Genomic DNA, 14,778 nt, shown 5'->3' with positions numbered 1-14,778 from the left:
GATGTACCGAATCGGTACTTGGTGCCTAGTAGCACGAATAAGAAAAGGAATACTCTTCAAAGAGACCATAAGCAGTTTGCTGACGCAAACCGCTCAAGAATAGTTTTGGCATTTTACTTGACGTGAGGCCACATAAGAAAAAGCCCACACATTTCTGTGCAGGCTTGTTCATTTTATTTACCCTTTCCCGAACTGCTAGCTCCCTTTCCGCCGGAGCCACCTTTACCGCCCGATGGTGTTGCATTGCCTCTACCACCACCTGATGCGTTACCAGTGGTGCTAGGCCAGTTTCCACCTTGTCCTGGGTGGCTTGAGGAGCCTTTGCCACCTCTTCCTGCATTTGCTTTTCCCATCTGTGCCTCCTGTGGTTTTTTAAGGTAGCGTAGCGAAAGTCGGAGTTGTGCACATGATTTTTATCAAAGAGCGTGGATGACTCAGCGCAAAATCGATTGGCTGTTTTATAGAAAAAGCCCACCATTTGGCGGGGCTTCGATCATTCTTCAAGTCTGGTAAAGGCATTTTTATACGCTTCGAGTCTTTCTCGTTTGCCCACAGAAAGAACGATAACAACAACTCTGTCATCGATGACTTGGTAGACCAGTCGATAACCAGACTGGCGTAATTTTATTTTAAACAAGGATTCAGTGCCAGTAAGCTTGGCAGAAGGAAACTTGGGATTTTCTAGACGTTCTTTCAACTTTTTCTTGAACTGTTCCCGAACGGTGCTGCCTAGCTTTTTCCATTCTTTCAGGGCTTGCTTGTTGAACTCAAGATCATAGGTCATCAAGCGTTACCTTTACAGTTGGTCCGTCCATGCGCTGTGCTGCAATCTTGGAAAGCTCCAAGTCTTCCAGCTTGTCCATCAAATCCTCCCATGCCTTTGCTGGGATGCAGTAGAATGCAGGTTCATTCCGATTCAGGATTGCAACGGGTTCTCCATCACCTTCACGGATAGTAGCCATAGGGTTCTTTTTAAGTTCTGAAATGCTGGCAACAGTATCAGCTAATATTTTATGAGCCATTAGAAGACCTCCTAAAAGACCTGTTAATAGGTTTTTAAGATACGAGGAGCAGGCGATAGTGTCAAGAGGGGAGAGAGTATGCAGCCTACTTACTATCACCGTGGCAACCTTCCTCCTGCGTTTAGGCATTCTTTTAACGTGCGGTATGGGGTAAAATGTTTAGTGCGACTGTAGTATCTTGATGAACGATCATGGCATATTCCAGAGCGGGACATTTTGACTACACCCATAGTAGAGGAATCGATACTACGTTGTTTGCGAATCTGGGACGGTTTTGCAGTCCACTGCCAGCTAGATGTGTTGATGTTCCTTTCTAAAGCCGCTTCAAACTCATCAGGTATGGTAGGAAAAAAATCTATACCGGCTACAGCCTCAACTGCATCCACCGGAAGAGCAAAGTGTTGTAAAAGGGCGGAAGACGCCTCGTTGGGCAGAAGAAAGGCTATCATCTCTTGGCGCTGTGGAGCATAGATTACTTTATAGTATGTGTTGGGGATGAGAACTGCGTTGCTGCCGATATACTGTCTACCAGTCAGAATCCCGCCTGTGACGATAATGATATCTTCGTTCTTTGCCCACCCGCGCACGATTTCTTCAAGTTTTTTCCATATGCCTCTGTTAAAGCCCGGACGTTGCGGACTCATGTTGGACATATAGAATGATTCACTCATAGCCTGTTTGGAAAAGCCCATGTCAGCAGCGGGTGCAAGATGTCCTCTGTCGTAGCCACTTTTCTTGTAGTCGCTAAGAGCTGCGGAACCGGAAGGAACGGCAGGGTCAGAACGAAAAGAGTTAGTGCGCTTGACCCGCGGCGCGTTCGCTTCCTCTTGTGTGAACTCGTACATGACCTATTCGGCTTGCTCGGACTCTTCATCATACCCACTAGAATAATGTGTGTGGTGGATAACAAAGTCGGTTCGTATTCCCTGTGGCAGCAGCGCCCTGTATATTTCTGCCTGTGTGATTGAGGAAAGGCACACGAAAACAAGAACAAGAATACCTCGGAGAAATACCCGCTCCATAGTTGCTCCTTATTGTAACTAGATAAGTATTAAAGTGAAATAATAGACCTAGTTATAAGGGAACTATATTCAGGGGCAGGTATGAAATAAGCGAGGTGTTAGATGATGAAAAAGGTTTTACTGGTTGTGTTGATGGTTTTGTTGGTGCCGTGTGCTGGAATGGGGGAGGAGGACTATACGTGGCTTACTGTTTCTAGAACTAAAGGGGTAGGCTTAATGGAATCGGCATACCTCTTGGTAAATGATGATGTGTCAGGTGGGTGCTGGACGAATATACAGGCCGTCAAAGATAGAATTCGCTACCGGCTAGAGTCCGAGGGAATAAGCGTTTCGCAAGAGGAGTTTCTTATAACGACTCCCAAAAATCCAATAATTGTATTCTCTGTGTTTGGGGACAGATTTGTGGGAAGGTGCGGCGCTTCATATCGGCTTGAGGTGCTAGTTCCCGCAGCTAGTTCTAGTTGGGGAACGGGGTCAAAAGTAAATGTAGCAATTAGAGGCTTAATGCCTTTATGGGTAAATAGTGGGCGTTTGACTTCTGCTGTGGATGCGAAGGCAAATGGTCAGCTAATTAATTCTGCAGATTCTCTTATGGATAGTCTATTAGCGGATGTACTGTCCTCTCGGAAAGATAAAATGGTCGTGAATGCAAAAAAGCAATGCTTCAAAGAGTTTCATCCAATGACGTTCAGAGAGTACGAAGAAAAACTAAAGGCACACCAAAGTAAGTTGAACAATAAAAGCAAAAAATAGTCTTTTCCCGTTTATAATTTAACAACATACAGAGTATATTTTTGATTTTAAACAGTAGACTGTTTGTAATTCCAAGCCCCTGATAATATCGGGGGCTTTTTTGTTTGAAAGAATCATGAAGTAAGAGCATGTTGGGAGCAGGAGAACGTATGGGAAAGATAAAAGATTGTTTGATGGACGTAGCCACTGATGTGCTGGAACCTTTTTTTGATGCATTTCAAAAAGAAGGAATCGCACGAGACATTCCTGCACTTGGAACGTTAGTGGGATTAGCACGCACAGCAAATACTGTTCGGGATAATTTGTTTTTAGCGAAGGTCAAGTCCTTTGGGGAAAACTTTGAAGGAGTAAGTGAAGCTGACAAACAGAAGATGCGTAGCAGGCTGGAGAATGAGGAGGAGCGGCAACGAATTGGTGAAAAGTTAGTTTTCACTCTTGAGAGTGCTGATGAATTAACTAAAGCTGCGTTGCTAGGGAAATGCTTTAAAATTTATTTAGAAGGTGAGATTTATTGCGCAGGCCTTTACGCTCTTTGGTATTCCATTGATCGTTGCTTTGTGAATGATCTTTGCGCGCTACCTGCTGATGGGGAGTCTGTGTTGGCGCATTCTGAAGTTGAGTGGAGGCTTGTGGCTGCGGGGCTGATGCAGTTAGATTCCCCGATGTCGGAGCCTCAAGAGCAGTCGAATGAAGCGGCAACAGAGGTCAACAAAGAGGCGCAAGAAGAAGCTGAAGCACAGCTAATGTATGAATTGGCTGATAAGATCGGTGTCTCTTTTGATGCAGAGCTTGCCTTGCTTGAGCGTTTTATCGAAGAAACCGCATCCGGCAACAATTCAGATACCATTTCTGTATACCAGCAAGCTCTTGACCCGTCACAGCATGACGCAATTGTTGCAGCCTTCCAGCAATATACTGCTAACCACAGCAACACTAATCAGACAAGTACGACGCAGGATCAGTCACAGCTTCAGTCTTTGCAGCAGGGACTTACCGTCCCGCAGCGTCGTGAAGCTCTCAAAGCTGACATTGTATCTTTAGGGTTTGCCCAGCAGGACATCGAACGCGCCGCGGGTGTCTCTATCAGCGGTGCAAACAGTACCCAGCTCTCAACGCTGGTTGAAGTCCTGCAACACCATATCACACAGCCTGAAGCCTCGGCACAGGCATCTCCGAATTAAGCCTAACCACCACTTAATCCCTAACTGCGAAATCCTGAAAAGCAACTCACCGACAGATTCAAATGCTTCTTGGTCATATGAATATTAGAACAACTAAAACCTATCTGCATGAACTAGATATGGACAGGGATATTGTCGATGCTTTTGATGATTCGGAGGATATGGGCATTTTGAAAAAACCTTAAGGGATTGGTTAAAATTTAATATTGTGTAGTTCCTGACATAGCAATTTAAATTCATTCAGTAGCCCGTTTTCATTGAGCGCATTTAGAATACGATCTAAAGTTGAGGTGCTCTTCTGTCTAAAAACTTGAATACTTTCTTTGAGATAACCTTCTTCAAGAATCATCAATAGTTTCCAAATTTCTTCTTCAAGTCCACGAACTTCTTTAATGTAGTTAGAGTTTCTTTGTATGATTTCAGTGAGTAGAATTTTCATTGCGTGGCGATAACCTGCAGAAAACTCATCTATTGAGCCTGATATTCCAATGGGGATGGTTGATTGAAAAATTGTTGAATAAGTTGTCGTTGGATCAATGTTTTTAAAAAAAACTTGCGAACAGATATTTCCACCCTGATATTTTTGTTCAGATGTTAGTCCTGTTCCCATATCAAATTGGATGGAAAGAAAGAACAAACTTGATAACCTATTTAATAGTAGGTACTTACTCTTTTCAAGATGACGCCACGCAGGAATAAGTTCGAATCCTGCATAAAAAATACAAGTTGCGCAAATTGAATAAGAAATATTTTGTAGTAAGGCTTTTTCTGAAACGAAACTGATGTATGTAAATATGATAAAAACTACCAATAGGGAAATAGCTATCTTTAGCAATTTCTTACCAGGTTGTTTTTTTATTTCGGAGAATTGTCCAGTGAGCACCGTTGATCCCTCTTATTTATCTGAAGTAGCAAAACAAATTTTATTAAAATATGGTTCTGACTCAGATAGAGAAATTGTATCAGGAATAGATCCCTCAGGAGTCTTTATCAATATAAAGATTGATGACCCTGAATGGAATGATACAGAGTACTTAGATTATCGAACAGCAGATCTTCTTTTATCGATGCAGAATGATTTTTTGAAGTTACTTAGTAAAGTGCCTCCCAAAAAAAAGTATAGTCGAAAGGACTTGAAGAAGAATGATCAGCTAGTAATAAAAGCTAAGATTTCCTCAGGCTGTATCCTTTTTGAAATAAACCTACAAGGCTATTGTTCCTACTTACTTAATCAGTTGAAAGATGAAAATACTTCTCGGAAGCACATTCATATTGCAGGGGCTTTTGCAGCAATTTCCACGATGCAAAAGGGTTGCGCGGCATGGTTGCAAGCAAAGCCTTTGGATGACTTTGCAGATGATTTTCCAGAAGAGAAGAAGGCAGATGCAATTGAGGCGGCTGATACTGCAAAGGTGATTTTGATGCATTCTAAAGAAACCCTTAATACTCTAACGAATCGATTAAGTTCGGAGGGGAAAGTCCGTATTAACAAAGAAGAGACATTTAATGACGTCACTACGCTGAAGGTTTTAAAACAGGCCGTGCGACATGAAAGCACATTGCCATTTAAAATTGATGGATCTTATTGTCTTCGGGGAAGTGATCTTCCATCTAATGATGTTGATGTTGATTTTAGGGTAGGACATAAGCGTGTTGATATTTCATATGTTTCTCCTAGTTCCCGTAGGAAAATAGCGAACGCAATGCAGGACGCTATTGATCTTGGAGATAAGACTACAGTATCTCTTGACCTCCAAATCACAGTATATGTTAAGAATGGTAAGATAGAGAATATTAAGATGATAGGGATTGGAAAGCCACGCGAAGAATCTATAAGTCCAGAGAAAGTTTTGAATCCTGTCGAGCTAACATTGACTCTGAACGGATTAAAGCTTCCTTCAGAAAGTCCAATCCTACCTCTTTTTAAAAATAATGAATAGATAGGCGTTGTTGAAATGTCTTTTTGTAACAATCGGTTTTATGTCCTGATAATCAGCACTTGGTATTGGCGGTAGGAGATGTCTTTGATGATCCAGAAGAAGATGAAATACCGCTTACAAATAAAGAAAGATTCTTTAAAAAATTCGCATATCGTTAACGCATCGCAAAATAAAAGGGCTTCATCCATTCGGATAAAGCCCTTTGTTTTTGACGTCTTGGCGGAGAGAGAGGGATTCGAACCCTCGTTAGGCTTTGAGACCTAAGCACGATTTCGAGTCAATCAAGGCGGTGTGCTATTTCTTTAAAATCTAGGGTTAGCAACGGTTAACGAGGGATTATGTTAAGCTTATTTTGATCTTTTCTAGACTCAATCGAACCAAAATCGAACCACAAAACTACTCTTTATCTTCTCCCAAGTTTTCTAGTGTCAGTAGGTGCGGAACGTCACGGTCTACAGCCAAGTCATGCAGGTATCGTTCTGTAGTAGAATGGTTCATGTGTCCTAAGAAAGCTTGAATTTGGTAGGAAGTTGCTTGCCTACTATCCTTTAATCTTGTTGCTACGTGGTGGCGTATTCCATGAGCGGTAAATTTGGTTACTTTTGCCTTTTGACAGTTGCGTGAAAACAGCCCAACAAGGAAGCTACCGGAACGTGGTTGTGGGTTGCCGTACCTGGTAGGAAAGACCAGATCGGCAGTGCGGCGTTTATTGCGGCGCTCTAGCAATTCTCTGAACGCCGGAGCAAGTGACAGTGTACGCGGCTCATGGTTTCCACCTTTTCGTTTTCGAGTGTACAGGGTAATCGTGTTTAGTTCGAAGTCGATATTTTTCCATTCCAAGTGGGTTATTTCTCCAATACGTGCACCAGTATAGTATAATGCATCAATCCAGTCTCTTTCTTCCGGTGTGGCGACTTCACGTACCTTTTGAATTTCTTCAAGTGTTGGGACCTGACGGATAAACTTTTCTTCCGGGAATGGTTCGGCAGCTCTCCAAGGATTTTTTTGTATGTGGTTTCGCTTTATTGCCCAATTCCAGAGAATAGAAAGCTCTTTGCAATGTCTGTTTGCAGTCTTGCCGCTTGCCTCTTGTTTGAGGTGTACAAGGTAGTTTTCTACTGTGGAATCTGGCAGTTCCTGTATAATAAAATCGCCCCCCAGAAACTCTAGAAGGCGATTGATAATGGTGCGTTTATATGCAAATGTTTGGGGCTGCCGACGCTCTTCCATAAAGTCTAAATAGTTGTTAGCCACAAAGCCGAAGCTTGTGCCTGTCGGGGTTTTCATAGTACGTTTTCTGGCTTCGTCCTGAAGCCACTTTCGCCCCTCTTTTTTGGTGAGAAACCCGCGCTTGCTTGTTACTGCTTTTCCGTCCAGATATAGAATTGCTTTGTACCGCCGTCCCTTCTTTGTTTGATACGCTGCTACGGACACTTAGCCCTCCATTTTCATATAAAAATGCAATCACATCGGCAGGAATGAACCGTGCACCTTTTGCGTTCCGTCCTGAACCTACATAAAAGTGTGGCCATGTTTGCCAGACGCCAGAAAGGCTACCTTTACTCATTTGAACTAGTTCTGCCATTTTGTCTAACGTGGCAATAGGGGGAAGAGGGGAGCTTTCAATCATAGTTAACTCCAAATATAGCAGGCTGTAGTGCCTAGCGTTAGTGATATAAAAAACATTTTCCAATCGCTAGTTGCGGCTTCGTATAAAGCGCCAAGTAGGGTGATGATGCTGCACGCTGCGCCGATACCGGGGCAGAATGATAGTGCGGCGATGAGGAGTAGGGATTTATCTTGTGTCGTGATTGTCATGCTATATTTTTCCAATTCTCATTAGAATTAGGAATAATAAGCCACAGATGAGAGTTTCACTTTTTGTTAGCTTATTGTTCCATTGGAGATGGAAAAAAATGATAACGAGGGTTAAGTGCATGAACGTATCTATCCAAGTATTCATGGTTCCACCTCATCGTTTTTTCGCATAAACGCATCAAGCGTCCAATCGCCTTCATATGGCTCAATGACATAGTTGTTACCATCGCCACAGCACCACATTGAAGGTTTTCCTTCTACCCATTCCATTTCGTGAGGACGGATACCTAGCAGCTTGCCATTTGTAGCCTCAACACTCACGGCTCCGTACTGATTCATGTATGCCTTGTGGACACCAGCAAGTACCACTGTTCCGGCAAAAATGTAGTCACCACGAACATCGTGTAAGAGGCGAACGGTTGGCGTTTCACCGTTGAGGATTGTTTGAGTTAGAATTTTAGCCATTATGCCACTTCCAATAATGATTTGAGCTTTCCTGTAGCTGAAGCAGGGGCTTTTTTCTGATGCTGATTGTATTCTTCCCAACTACATGATTTGAAGAGTTGTTTCCTGTTCACCCATCGTGCGAATTGCCTTTGAATTTCTGTTGGCTCTAGGTTTTCTTTGTAGTCACGAAATGGTTGCGCGAATGGGTCAACATCGAGCTTACGGAGAAATTCAACACGAGCCAGAGCGTCTTGAATTCCGTCTGGGTCGTTTGCTGGTAGGTTTCGATCACCGACCAACACGTAAACAAAGTACTTTCCTTTCTTGCCGGAGTAGTGCCGGATTAGCGATACGGCACGAGCTACATGCTTCATTTGAGTTTGACGATCGCAAGCAAAGCGGATTCGTGACCATTTAATATTACCAAGTAATTTAGCCTCTGCTTTGCCAACTAGCTTTGCTTCCATGCCTTGGTTGCAGTCGAGCCTAATGTTCAGTTTGGAAATTTTCTCTAGCTGCTTGATTCCGTGAGAGTGGGCAAGGATATTGTTATCCATAAGAATTAAGTCTTTTTGTCCATCCCAGAATTCTTCAATATCTGCGTTTGCACGAATATTCCCTTCTTTTTGTGGAACAATGCAGCGGCTGCATTTGTTCGGACAACCCCTTGTTGTGAATCCATAGGCAGCAGATACATTGTAAAGAGAGTAGTCAGGGGCACGGTGCTCAATTTCATTTGGTAGCACTCGAGTGCTTTGGTATCCAGTCCCGCCTTTTTCAACTCTCTCATCATCTGGCAAGTACGGGTCACAGTGGGAAAATGTGAATACTTTGCTTGAATATATTTGGTCATAGCTGTTTGAAAGCAAAGGGTTGAACCACTCAACATTATTTCCCTGCGCTTTGTGCCAAGCACTAATTTTCATAAGTGCAAGGTTAGGGAAGTTCGTGCGATCAGGCGTATGTACTGCAATGTTCATTATGCCACCTCCAAATCAACATGTTTACGTTGTAACACTTCAACATGTTCAATCCGCTTGCCAATCCAGTGCATTACCGGAACAGCCATGCTGCTGCCTAACGCTAAAGAATCTCATGCTTGAACCCCATAGTCTTCAATCGTAGCTTGAGGTTTTCTTTACGCAGTCGCTCGGTTGTGTGAATTTGCCAGACTACGCAAGCAAGCAGAGCGATTATGATTATTGCTGAAAAAAGCTCACGCCGCCTCCCCAAGCTTTGCAGTATTCCATTCAGGACAAATGGTATCGAAAATATCAAGGGCGCAGTTGCATGCGATTTCCGCTGCATCTGTCTCGTGTAGATCAGCGTAGAGTGTGTCTGTAAACGTGTTTGTTGTTTTTAGAAGGTATGTCCATTCACGGCTTTTGAAGCCGCCTACAATCTGCAAATCCGTAACAACCTGCGCCATTGCAAAAATATCCATGCAACCATGAATCGGGGTAATGTCTCCTTCGCTAATGTACTGCTGACGTTTAGCGAGGATTGTGTTTGCGATCTGGTTGAAGTTCTTTTTAATGCCAGCGGATTTTTTTGTATCAATCCCGATTTGAGCAATGACCTTTTGAGTCCAGTTCATTACTCGCTCTGCTTGGAGTTTTTCCTTACGGGTGAGTACACCTTGTGCTTGCCAGAGGCGTTCAACGGCTTCGTACAGGCAGGCAACTGCCACTGCTATGCGGCAGTTCTTTTGAGCGATGGCGATGTGTTGGTGATTCTTTGCTAGTTTTGACATGCTTTGCTTCCTTATTACCAAGACTGTTGAGCGTCCCAGTAGCAAAAATCTAAGAAGGAGTTAAAACAATCGCTATATTCAAGGTAGCGTAAGTAACGTTGCTGAGATCGAGTTAGAGGGCGAATTTTTCCTGATTTTATGGTGTATTCTACTCGCCAAGTCGGGTGGCAGCTTAAAACAACACCAGGCTTGTCTTCATCGAAGTTGACTCCGATATAGTTACCGTGATCTTCGGAGATGATTCCGGGCTTACCATCTACAATTACACGCATCCCAATTTGAGCAGGAACACCGTAGTGTTCACGGACATAGCTACAACCGCTCATTGGATTCTCTTGCTGCTGTAAGTTCAGCAATACGTGCATTAGCAAGCACTTCAAACTCAGCAGCGAGTGCCATGTCAGTCTGCATCTTGTTGTGTTCACGTATTATCACGGCAAGTTCGCCTGCAAAGTCACCTGCCAGCTTGGTATTTATGTAGCTGTGCCACTCGGGTTTGAAGAACAAGCACAGTTCTTCTCTTGCTTCGTCAGGTGTCATTTTAGCTCCTCCATCCTTCCGGCTTTTCACAGCGTTTGAATTCATACACCCATACGAAGGGGTTATCTTCTTCTGGGTAAATGACATACCATTCCCCGAAGAATCTTTCTGGATGTGTGGTTCCTTCTTTTCGTGCGTCTTTGCTTGTCATATCCCAAAGCTTTTCACAGCGGACGCTAGTTACTTCAAGGAATATCCGTGCGTATTGTTTTTTCATATGAATCGATGGGTTCCACTTGCTTTCGCCATCGTCCATGTCAGCGCGGTAGATTGGTGTGCCTTCAGGCGGACAGTGGCATCTGTCCCCACCGCATCCGCATTCGTCTGTGCCTCCGTGGAGTCGGAATGTTTCCTTCACCCACAGCACTGTTCCTTTGCGGTATTGCGGGGCAATTGGATGGAAAACTTCTACTGGAGTTTTTTCTTCGAAATAGGAAAAAACAAACGTATCTGGCGGCATCAACTGGAAATGCTGATTTTCGTCAATATATTTGACATGTGTTGCTGGAAAATCGCCAAGCTTTACAGGTCGCCGTGTTTGCGTTTTCTGACCGTCCAGAACGGCGCGAACCATCGCACCGTTGAAGAGGATAGGTTTAGTTGTCATGACCTATTCCCCTTTGCCCTGTTTTTCCATGTAGTCTTGCCGGGCAACTCTGTCTTGCTCTTTCGCCCATTCGATTGCTTGGCGTTCCGCATCTGCTATATCTGCTGCCCATGTCCAATCTTGGCGGTAACAGCCCCAACTCATTGTGGCTGCGCCTTCTGCTACGTAACTTTTTACGGGGGTGTCCATGCGGACAAGAATGCCGGTGAGTTCTTCGTCATCCTCACGCATACAATCGACCACTTCCTCTAACTCCAAATCGTCAGCAAGTTCTTTTTTCAGCGTAGGGTAGTGGTCGAGTACGCGATCTGAGCAATAGAGGTAGTCACATACGAAATCTTCAAAAGCGCTGATGTAGCAGCTATCGCCAAGGCTTTTGCAGTGAATAACGGAACTGATACGGACTGAATTGTCGAAAAACTTTTCGAGTGGGACACTTGTTGATTCAATTGGCATTTTATTCTCCTGACGGTGAGACTTTTTGAGCTTCTTCGATGCCTAGCCCACAATACTTGCAGTAAATGCGGTTCTTTAACGTATAGTATTCGTCACCTTCAGAAATATAGCGGTGGCAGTTTTTATCTGCACAAGTGCCTAGATAGCGCGTAAAAGTGTTCTTTCCCTTTGCCGCGGCGCCATTCGGGTTAATAGTGCGCAGGTGCTCTTCAGCCAGTTTTCGCGCACCATCAACGCCATGTTGTGCGACAGAAAATATTTTAATTGGGCGGCAACGTGTTTGATTTTGGTTGCATTTGTTACATGCAAACTCTGTATGCAGGCAGCGGCGAATGGTAACGCTTTGTGGGTCTAAATTTAATCTAAGTTGTGGCATTGTTAACCTCGTTAATTGTCTACTAAGACTGGTTGGTCGTAATATTTTCATCAGAAGCCAAGCACCGGGTCTGGCTGGCGGTACATGTTGTCTGCAAAGCGGTCCGGCTGAATGTCTCCTGTTTTCCAAGGGTCAAATTCCAGCGCGTAGGATGTTGGGTTGCAGCCATGCTTTTTCTTGTGAGCAAACAGACAGGCGTGGCTGCAAATAGATTGGGCTACACCGTGCACAAACTCTTTTTTACAAATCTTGCAGATGCCGCTTTTAAGTGGGGTTCTGCCTCTGGCAGCGTGGCTTGCTTTCGTCGCGCAGGAGCGGGAGCAGTAGATTTGGTTAGGTCGTTTAACGAACAGCTTTCCACAGCACGGACACGGTTCCGGCTTTTTTATCCGCCCTTTTGCAGCACACTCTTTTGAGCAGTATTTCCCGCCACCCAGATTGAGGCGAGAAGGGCGGACATAGAACATTTTTCCGCATTGTTGACATGGTATGGTTGGCATACATCCTCCTTTTTTAGTTCTTCGCGCCCCGTAGGGCGGCTCCGTACATGGAACCGCCGAGCGCACTCTCCAAACAACAGGAGATTAGGTCGGCTGCACAGCGCAGCCCTGCGGTTCGCGAAGACAATTTTTTAGATTGCACGGCGTAACGGTGTGTGAACCAAGCCGTTTTTAGCAAGGAATGCGCTGAAGCTGTTGCGTGCTGCAACGCGATGGGCAGCTCTTCTTTTTACGTCTTCCAGCGCGGCTTCAACCTGTAGGCTGTATTCTGCTGAGGGAGAAAAGCCATCGGCTAACGTGTGGCCGCCAGCGATGGCGAGGCTTTCGTGCCAGAAGTCTGCTGCGACATATTCTGCCTCGTCAGATAGAGGCTCATCCGCGAGGTAGGAAATGAGCAGGTCGGCATAAGCGCCGAAGTGTGCAGGGTATACCAGAGCGGCAGGAGCAGGTCCTGCTGTTGTAGCTGCTGCGTTCCATCTTGGTTTACAGCCTAATTTACCTAAAATAAGTGCTTCAAAGTTTTCATTTGCTTCACGGAGGGATGATGCTTCGGCAACCAACTCATCCACTGGCAGAAAGCTCGTGACTCCAAACCTGAGTGCTTCGGTTTCAAGATCGTCACTTCGTTTGGAAGCTTTTTTGTATTCTTCACGGTTGAGCGTTAGATCATGGGAGAAGTATCTGAATAAAAGGTCTCGCTCTCCCTCGTTCCAGAAATCTTCATATAGAAAAGCAAATTCGTCATACTCTTCCTCTGGGGTAAGTCTGCCGTTTTTCCACTCATCACTACGTAGTTGCATAGGCAGTAGAGCGGTGAACCCTCGGCGAATGCCAATGAGACTGCGCAAGGCATATGCACGTAGGTAGCGAGTGTCACAGATAGAGGACGGGCGGAAGGACTCGTAACAACGGTTGATAAGGCTCATCATGGTTAAATCTCCTGATTTCGTAAAAGTTTATAGAATGCGCTGTTATCCTTTCCAGAAAGCCGACTTTGCGAACTCTCCAGATTGGCACCCAAAAAAATACGGACTAACAACGGTGCTATGCTCGCGTTGTGTTTGGTGTTTTTCTTGCGGCGTGAAGAAATGATGCCTTAAGGCAGCAAGAAAGGTCAAGCAAAAAAATGTCTTGAGGCATTCTGTTGATAAAAAAATATATATAGGTATATGGAATTATTTTGAAAAAATAATTTTAAGGAGGGGTTATGAGTTTTTTGGGTAAGCTTTGGCGGGGTGAGTATCCGTTATGGGTGCATTACTGGATTTACGGGGTCGTCGCTTGCTTTGCTTTATTTGCTGCATTTGTGTTTACATGGGCTAAAGTTATGCCACGTTTATCCAGTGGAGCAGCTGGTGGAGTCGAGCTTGCCTTTTTTTTATTATTTTTATTTGGCCCTTGTTATCTTCTTGTGGCGCTTCGTGGAGTTTGGCTCAGTGCAGAAGATTATGCCGGACATCAGTTTTGGAAGCTTTTAGCCAAGTTTTCAGTAATTATGATGTGTATAAAAATTATTAAATATAGTTATGTATGGTTTGCCAGCCTTGGCTTGCTGTAGCAAATAAAATGATTTTATTATGCTGAATTTTGAGCGAATGAAAAATAATTGGGAATATCGGCTGTGGAAGTGGAAAAAGTTTTGGGAAGAAATGGATGGTTGTGCAGGTGTATATGACAGGCGGGTAGAGGCTGGGCTTGAGAAGCCGCCTTCTTTTTTGAAAGAGTTTAGGCGTGGAAAGGTTCCTTTATGGAAGGCTGTTTGGGGGTACACAATTCTTCCCCTCTCCCTTTTCACTGTCATGACATACAACCTTTATTATGTTTGGAAGCCATTGGGGAATATTTCTTTTTTCCTTTTTGCTGCTCATGGAATTTTGGCGTGTGATGCGCTGCGATACACAGCCTCCCGATATCAGGGGGCTAAAGTGTGGCGACGTGTAACACAGTACTTTGCAATTTTTTTGGCTCTGGGGTGTGGAGTCGTTGCAATGAACTTTTCTGCTGCAGCGGCAGGATATTAAAAACCCCGCCCAAGCGGGGTAAATTTTAGCAGGAGGGTTGTTTGTCTAGCTGGCGGGCAACCCATACTTTATAGCTAGTAATGGTGCTTGCATTGCAGGATATGGAGCGTATTATCGGTTGTTAGTTTATAAACTAATCGGTGTTCTTCATTAATGCGGCGGGACCAGCAGCCGGTTAGCTGAAAGCGGAGCGGTTCCGGTTTGCCGATGCCATCGAAGGGGGTACGCATGGTGTCTTTAATGAGTGTGTTAATGCGCTTGAGGATTTTTTTATCTGTTTTTTGCCAGTACAGGTAGTCTTCCCACGCATGGGTTGTCCACGAAAGATTCATTAGTCTTCCT

General features: G+C 44.3%; 24 protein-coding genes. 5 read left to right on the top strand and 19 right to left on the bottom strand.

The genetic code is table 11. The features are described 5' to 3' along the window. Nucleotides 1-173: 173 nt before the first annotated feature. The 5 genes from N4A56_RS02495 to N4A56_RS02475 form a co-directional block, all read right to left on the bottom strand. Nucleotides 174-353 carry a hypothetical protein gene (locus N4A56_RS02495; RefSeq protein WP_295544859.1) on the bottom strand — a complete coding sequence of 60 codons (180 nt, stop codon included), beginning with the start codon at nt 351-353 and terminating at the stop codon, nt 174-176. Nucleotides 354-493: 140 nt separating this feature from the next. Further along, a complete protein-coding gene (locus N4A56_RS02490; RefSeq protein WP_295544857.1) occupies nt 494-784 on the bottom strand; it encodes a type II toxin-antitoxin system RelE/ParE family toxin in 291 nt (96 codons plus the stop codon). Further along, nucleotides 774-1,022 carry a type II toxin-antitoxin system Phd/YefM family antitoxin gene (locus N4A56_RS02485; RefSeq protein ID WP_295544856.1) on the bottom strand — a complete coding sequence of 83 codons (249 nt, stop codon included), beginning with the start codon at nt 1,020-1,022 and terminating at the stop codon, nt 774-776. The genes N4A56_RS02490 and N4A56_RS02485 overlap by 11 nt, the downstream gene beginning before the upstream one ends. 95 nt (nt 1,023-1,117) lie before the next feature. Next, nucleotides 1,118-1,867 carry a DNA/RNA non-specific endonuclease gene (locus N4A56_RS02480; protein ID WP_295544855.1) on the bottom strand — a complete coding sequence of 250 codons (750 nt, stop codon included), beginning with the start codon at nt 1,865-1,867 and terminating at the stop codon, nt 1,118-1,120. A gap of 3 nt (nt 1,868-1,870) precedes the next feature. Further along, nucleotides 1,871-2,044 carry a hypothetical protein gene (locus tag N4A56_RS02475; protein ID WP_295544853.1) on the bottom strand — a complete coding sequence of 58 codons (174 nt, stop codon included), beginning with the start codon at nt 2,042-2,044 and terminating at the stop codon, nt 1,871-1,873. A gap of 102 nt (nt 2,045-2,146) precedes the next feature. On the opposite strand from N4A56_RS02475, the gene N4A56_RS02470 reads away from it, so the two are divergent. Together N4A56_RS02470 and N4A56_RS02465 are read left to right on the top strand one after the other, a co-directional pair. Beyond that, nucleotides 2,147-2,797, top strand: coding sequence for a hypothetical protein (locus tag N4A56_RS02470; RefSeq protein WP_295544851.1), 651 nt, complete (start codon nt 2,147-2,149; stop codon nt 2,795-2,797). A gap of 149 nt (nt 2,798-2,946) precedes the next feature. After that, the gene (locus N4A56_RS02465) at nt 2,947-3,978 is read left to right on the top strand and encodes a hypothetical protein (protein WP_295544850.1); all 1,032 of its coding nucleotides are present in this window, start codon (nt 2,947-2,949) and stop codon (nt 3,976-3,978) included. A gap of 193 nt (nt 3,979-4,171) precedes the next feature. On the opposite strand, the gene N4A56_RS02460 is transcribed toward N4A56_RS02465, so the two are convergent. Then, the gene (locus N4A56_RS02460) at nt 4,172-4,861 is read right to left on the bottom strand and encodes a hypothetical protein (RefSeq protein ID WP_295544848.1); all 690 of its coding nucleotides are present in this window, start codon (nt 4,859-4,861) and stop codon (nt 4,172-4,174) included. On the opposite strand from N4A56_RS02460, the gene N4A56_RS02455 reads away from it, so the two are divergent. Then, nucleotides 4,854-5,918, top strand: a complete 1,065-nt coding sequence (locus N4A56_RS02455; RefSeq protein WP_295544846.1) for a hypothetical protein — start codon at nt 4,854-4,856, stop codon at nt 5,916-5,918. The genes N4A56_RS02460 and N4A56_RS02455 overlap by 8 nt on opposite strands. A 396-nt stretch (nt 5,919-6,314) precedes the next feature. On the opposite strand, the gene N4A56_RS02450 is transcribed toward N4A56_RS02455, so the two are convergent. The 12 genes from N4A56_RS02450 to N4A56_RS02395 all read right to left on the bottom strand — a co-directional run bounded on the left by N4A56_RS02450 (nt 6,315) and on the right by N4A56_RS02395 (nt 13,344). After that, nucleotides 6,315-7,352 (bottom strand): site-specific integrase, encoded by a 1,038-nt coding sequence (locus N4A56_RS02450; RefSeq protein ID WP_295544844.1) that lies wholly within the window; start codon nt 7,350-7,352, stop codon nt 6,315-6,317. A gap of 198 nt (nt 7,353-7,550) precedes the next feature. Then, nucleotides 7,551-7,736, bottom strand: a complete 186-nt coding sequence (locus N4A56_RS02445; RefSeq protein ID WP_295544843.1) for a hypothetical protein — start codon at nt 7,734-7,736, stop codon at nt 7,551-7,553. A 141-nt stretch (nt 7,737-7,877) separates the two neighbouring features. Next, nucleotides 7,878-8,201 carry a hypothetical protein gene (locus tag N4A56_RS02440; protein ID WP_295544842.1) on the bottom strand — a complete coding sequence of 108 codons (324 nt, stop codon included), beginning with the start codon at nt 8,199-8,201 and terminating at the stop codon, nt 7,878-7,880. Next, entirely contained in the window at nt 8,201-9,163 is a 963-nt protein-coding gene (locus tag N4A56_RS02435; RefSeq protein ID WP_295544840.1) for a hypothetical protein, read from the bottom strand. Before N4A56_RS02435 ends, N4A56_RS02440 begins: the two co-directional genes overlap by 1 nt. A 236-nt stretch (nt 9,164-9,399) precedes the next feature. After that, entirely contained in the window at nt 9,400-9,936 is a 537-nt protein-coding gene (locus N4A56_RS02430; RefSeq protein ID WP_295544838.1) for a hypothetical protein, read from the bottom strand. Between the two features lie 14 nt (nt 9,937-9,950). Further along, nucleotides 9,951-10,262: a hypothetical protein gene (locus tag N4A56_RS02425; RefSeq protein WP_295544836.1), complete on the bottom strand. Its 312-nt coding sequence runs from the start codon at nt 10,260-10,262 to the stop codon at nt 9,951-9,953. Next, on the bottom strand, nt 10,249-10,476 hold the full coding sequence (locus N4A56_RS02420) for a hypothetical protein (RefSeq protein ID WP_295544834.1): 228 nt from the start codon (nt 10,474-10,476) through the stop codon (nt 10,249-10,251). Before N4A56_RS02420 ends, N4A56_RS02425 begins: the two co-directional genes overlap by 14 nt. A gap of 1 nt (nt 10,477) precedes the next feature. Further along, entirely contained in the window at nt 10,478-11,083 is a 606-nt protein-coding gene (locus tag N4A56_RS02415; RefSeq protein WP_295544832.1) for a hypothetical protein, read from the bottom strand. Between the two features lie 3 nt (nt 11,084-11,086). Next, complete coding sequence (locus N4A56_RS02410; protein WP_295544830.1) at nt 11,087-11,539, bottom strand: hypothetical protein; 453 nt, start codon at nt 11,537-11,539, stop codon at nt 11,087-11,089. Nucleotide 11,540: 1 nt separating this feature from the next. Further along, the gene (locus N4A56_RS02405) at nt 11,541-11,915 is read right to left on the bottom strand and encodes a hypothetical protein (protein ID WP_295544828.1); all 375 of its coding nucleotides are present in this window, start codon (nt 11,913-11,915) and stop codon (nt 11,541-11,543) included. A 50-nt stretch (nt 11,916-11,965) separates the two neighbouring features. Next, nucleotides 11,966-12,415: a hypothetical protein gene (locus N4A56_RS02400; RefSeq protein ID WP_295544826.1), complete on the bottom strand. Its 450-nt coding sequence runs from the start codon at nt 12,413-12,415 to the stop codon at nt 11,966-11,968. Between the two features lie 131 nt (nt 12,416-12,546). Beyond that, the gene (locus N4A56_RS02395; protein WP_295544824.1) at nt 12,547-13,344 is read right to left on the bottom strand and encodes a hypothetical protein; all 798 of its coding nucleotides are present in this window, start codon (nt 13,342-13,344) and stop codon (nt 12,547-12,549) included. A 278-nt stretch (nt 13,345-13,622) separates the two neighbouring features. Between N4A56_RS02395 and N4A56_RS02390 the strand changes: the two genes are divergently transcribed. Together N4A56_RS02390 and N4A56_RS02385 are read left to right on the top strand one after the other, a co-directional pair. After that, nucleotides 13,623-13,973: a hypothetical protein gene (locus tag N4A56_RS02390; protein WP_295544822.1), complete on the top strand. Its 351-nt coding sequence runs from the start codon at nt 13,623-13,625 to the stop codon at nt 13,971-13,973. A gap of 19 nt (nt 13,974-13,992) precedes the next feature. Continuing rightward, nucleotides 13,993-14,436, top strand: a complete 444-nt coding sequence (locus tag N4A56_RS02385) for a hypothetical protein (RefSeq protein WP_295544820.1) — start codon at nt 13,993-13,995, stop codon at nt 14,434-14,436. A 74-nt stretch (nt 14,437-14,510) separates the two neighbouring features. Here the strand turns inward: N4A56_RS02385 and N4A56_RS02380 are convergent, their stop codons facing one another. Further along, a complete protein-coding gene (locus N4A56_RS02380; RefSeq protein ID WP_295544861.1) occupies nt 14,511-14,768 on the bottom strand; it encodes a Txe/YoeB family addiction module toxin in 258 nt (85 codons plus the stop codon). Nucleotides 14,769-14,778 lie beyond the last annotated feature (10 nt).

The sequence above is a fragment of the Halodesulfovibrio sp. genome, from assembly GCF_025210605.1.
GTDB lineage: Bacteria > Desulfobacterota > Desulfovibrionia > Desulfovibrionales > Desulfovibrionaceae > Halodesulfovibrio.
This window is presented reverse-complemented; position numbering and strand designations above follow the sequence as displayed.

Coding starts and splice junctions, on each gene's coding strand:
- N4A56_RS02385 (WP_295544820.1), top strand. CDS start 13,993: ATGCTGAATTTTGAGCGAATGAAAAATAATTGGGAATATCGGCTGTGG.
- N4A56_RS02430 (WP_295544838.1), bottom strand. CDS start 9,936: ATGTCAAAACTAGCAAAGAATCACCAACACATCGCCATCGCTCAAAAG.
- N4A56_RS02465 (WP_295544850.1), top strand. CDS start 2,947: ATGGGAAAGATAAAAGATTGTTTGATGGACGTAGCCACTGATGTGCTG.
- N4A56_RS02390 (WP_295544822.1), top strand. CDS start 13,623: ATGAGTTTTTTGGGTAAGCTTTGGCGGGGTGAGTATCCGTTATGGGTG.
- N4A56_RS02475 (WP_295544853.1), bottom strand. CDS start 2,044: ATGGAGCGGGTATTTCTCCGAGGTATTCTTGTTCTTGTTTTCGTGTGC.
- N4A56_RS02425 (WP_295544836.1), bottom strand. CDS start 10,262: ATGAGCGGTTGTAGCTATGTCCGTGAACACTACGGTGTTCCTGCTCAA.
- N4A56_RS02410 (WP_295544830.1), bottom strand. CDS start 11,539: ATGCCAATTGAATCAACAAGTGTCCCACTCGAAAAGTTTTTCGACAAT.
- N4A56_RS02395 (WP_295544824.1), bottom strand. CDS start 13,344: ATGATGAGCCTTATCAACCGTTGTTACGAGTCCTTCCGCCCGTCCTCT.
- N4A56_RS02470 (WP_295544851.1), top strand. CDS start 2,147: ATGATGAAAAAGGTTTTACTGGTTGTGTTGATGGTTTTGTTGGTGCCG.
- N4A56_RS02440 (WP_295544842.1), bottom strand. CDS start 8,201: ATGGCTAAAATTCTAACTCAAACAATCCTCAACGGTGAAACGCCAACC.
- N4A56_RS02490 (WP_295544857.1), bottom strand. CDS start 784: ATGACCTATGATCTTGAGTTCAACAAGCAAGCCCTGAAAGAATGGAAA.
- N4A56_RS02415 (WP_295544832.1), bottom strand. CDS start 11,083: ATGACAACTAAACCTATCCTCTTCAACGGTGCGATGGTTCGCGCCGTT.
- N4A56_RS02435 (WP_295544840.1), bottom strand. CDS start 9,163: ATGAACATTGCAGTACATACGCCTGATCGCACGAACTTCCCTAACCTT.
- N4A56_RS02485 (WP_295544856.1), bottom strand. CDS start 1,022: ATGGCTCATAAAATATTAGCTGATACTGTTGCCAGCATTTCAGAACTT.
- N4A56_RS02380 (WP_295544861.1), bottom strand. CDS start 14,768: ATGAATCTTTCGTGGACAACCCATGCGTGGGAAGACTACCTGTACTGG.
- N4A56_RS02445 (WP_295544843.1), bottom strand. CDS start 7,736: ATGACAATCACGACACAAGATAAATCCCTACTCCTCATCGCCGCACTA.
- N4A56_RS02405 (WP_295544828.1), bottom strand. CDS start 11,915: ATGCCACAACTTAGATTAAATTTAGACCCACAAAGCGTTACCATTCGC.
- N4A56_RS02480 (WP_295544855.1), bottom strand. CDS start 1,867: ATGTACGAGTTCACACAAGAGGAAGCGAACGCGCCGCGGGTCAAGCGC.
- N4A56_RS02400 (WP_295544826.1), bottom strand. CDS start 12,415: ATGCCAACCATACCATGTCAACAATGCGGAAAAATGTTCTATGTCCGC.
- N4A56_RS02495 (WP_295544859.1), bottom strand. CDS start 353: ATGGGAAAAGCAAATGCAGGAAGAGGTGGCAAAGGCTCCTCAAGCCAC.
- N4A56_RS02420 (WP_295544834.1), bottom strand. CDS start 10,476: ATGACACCTGACGAAGCAAGAGAAGAACTGTGCTTGTTCTTCAAACCC.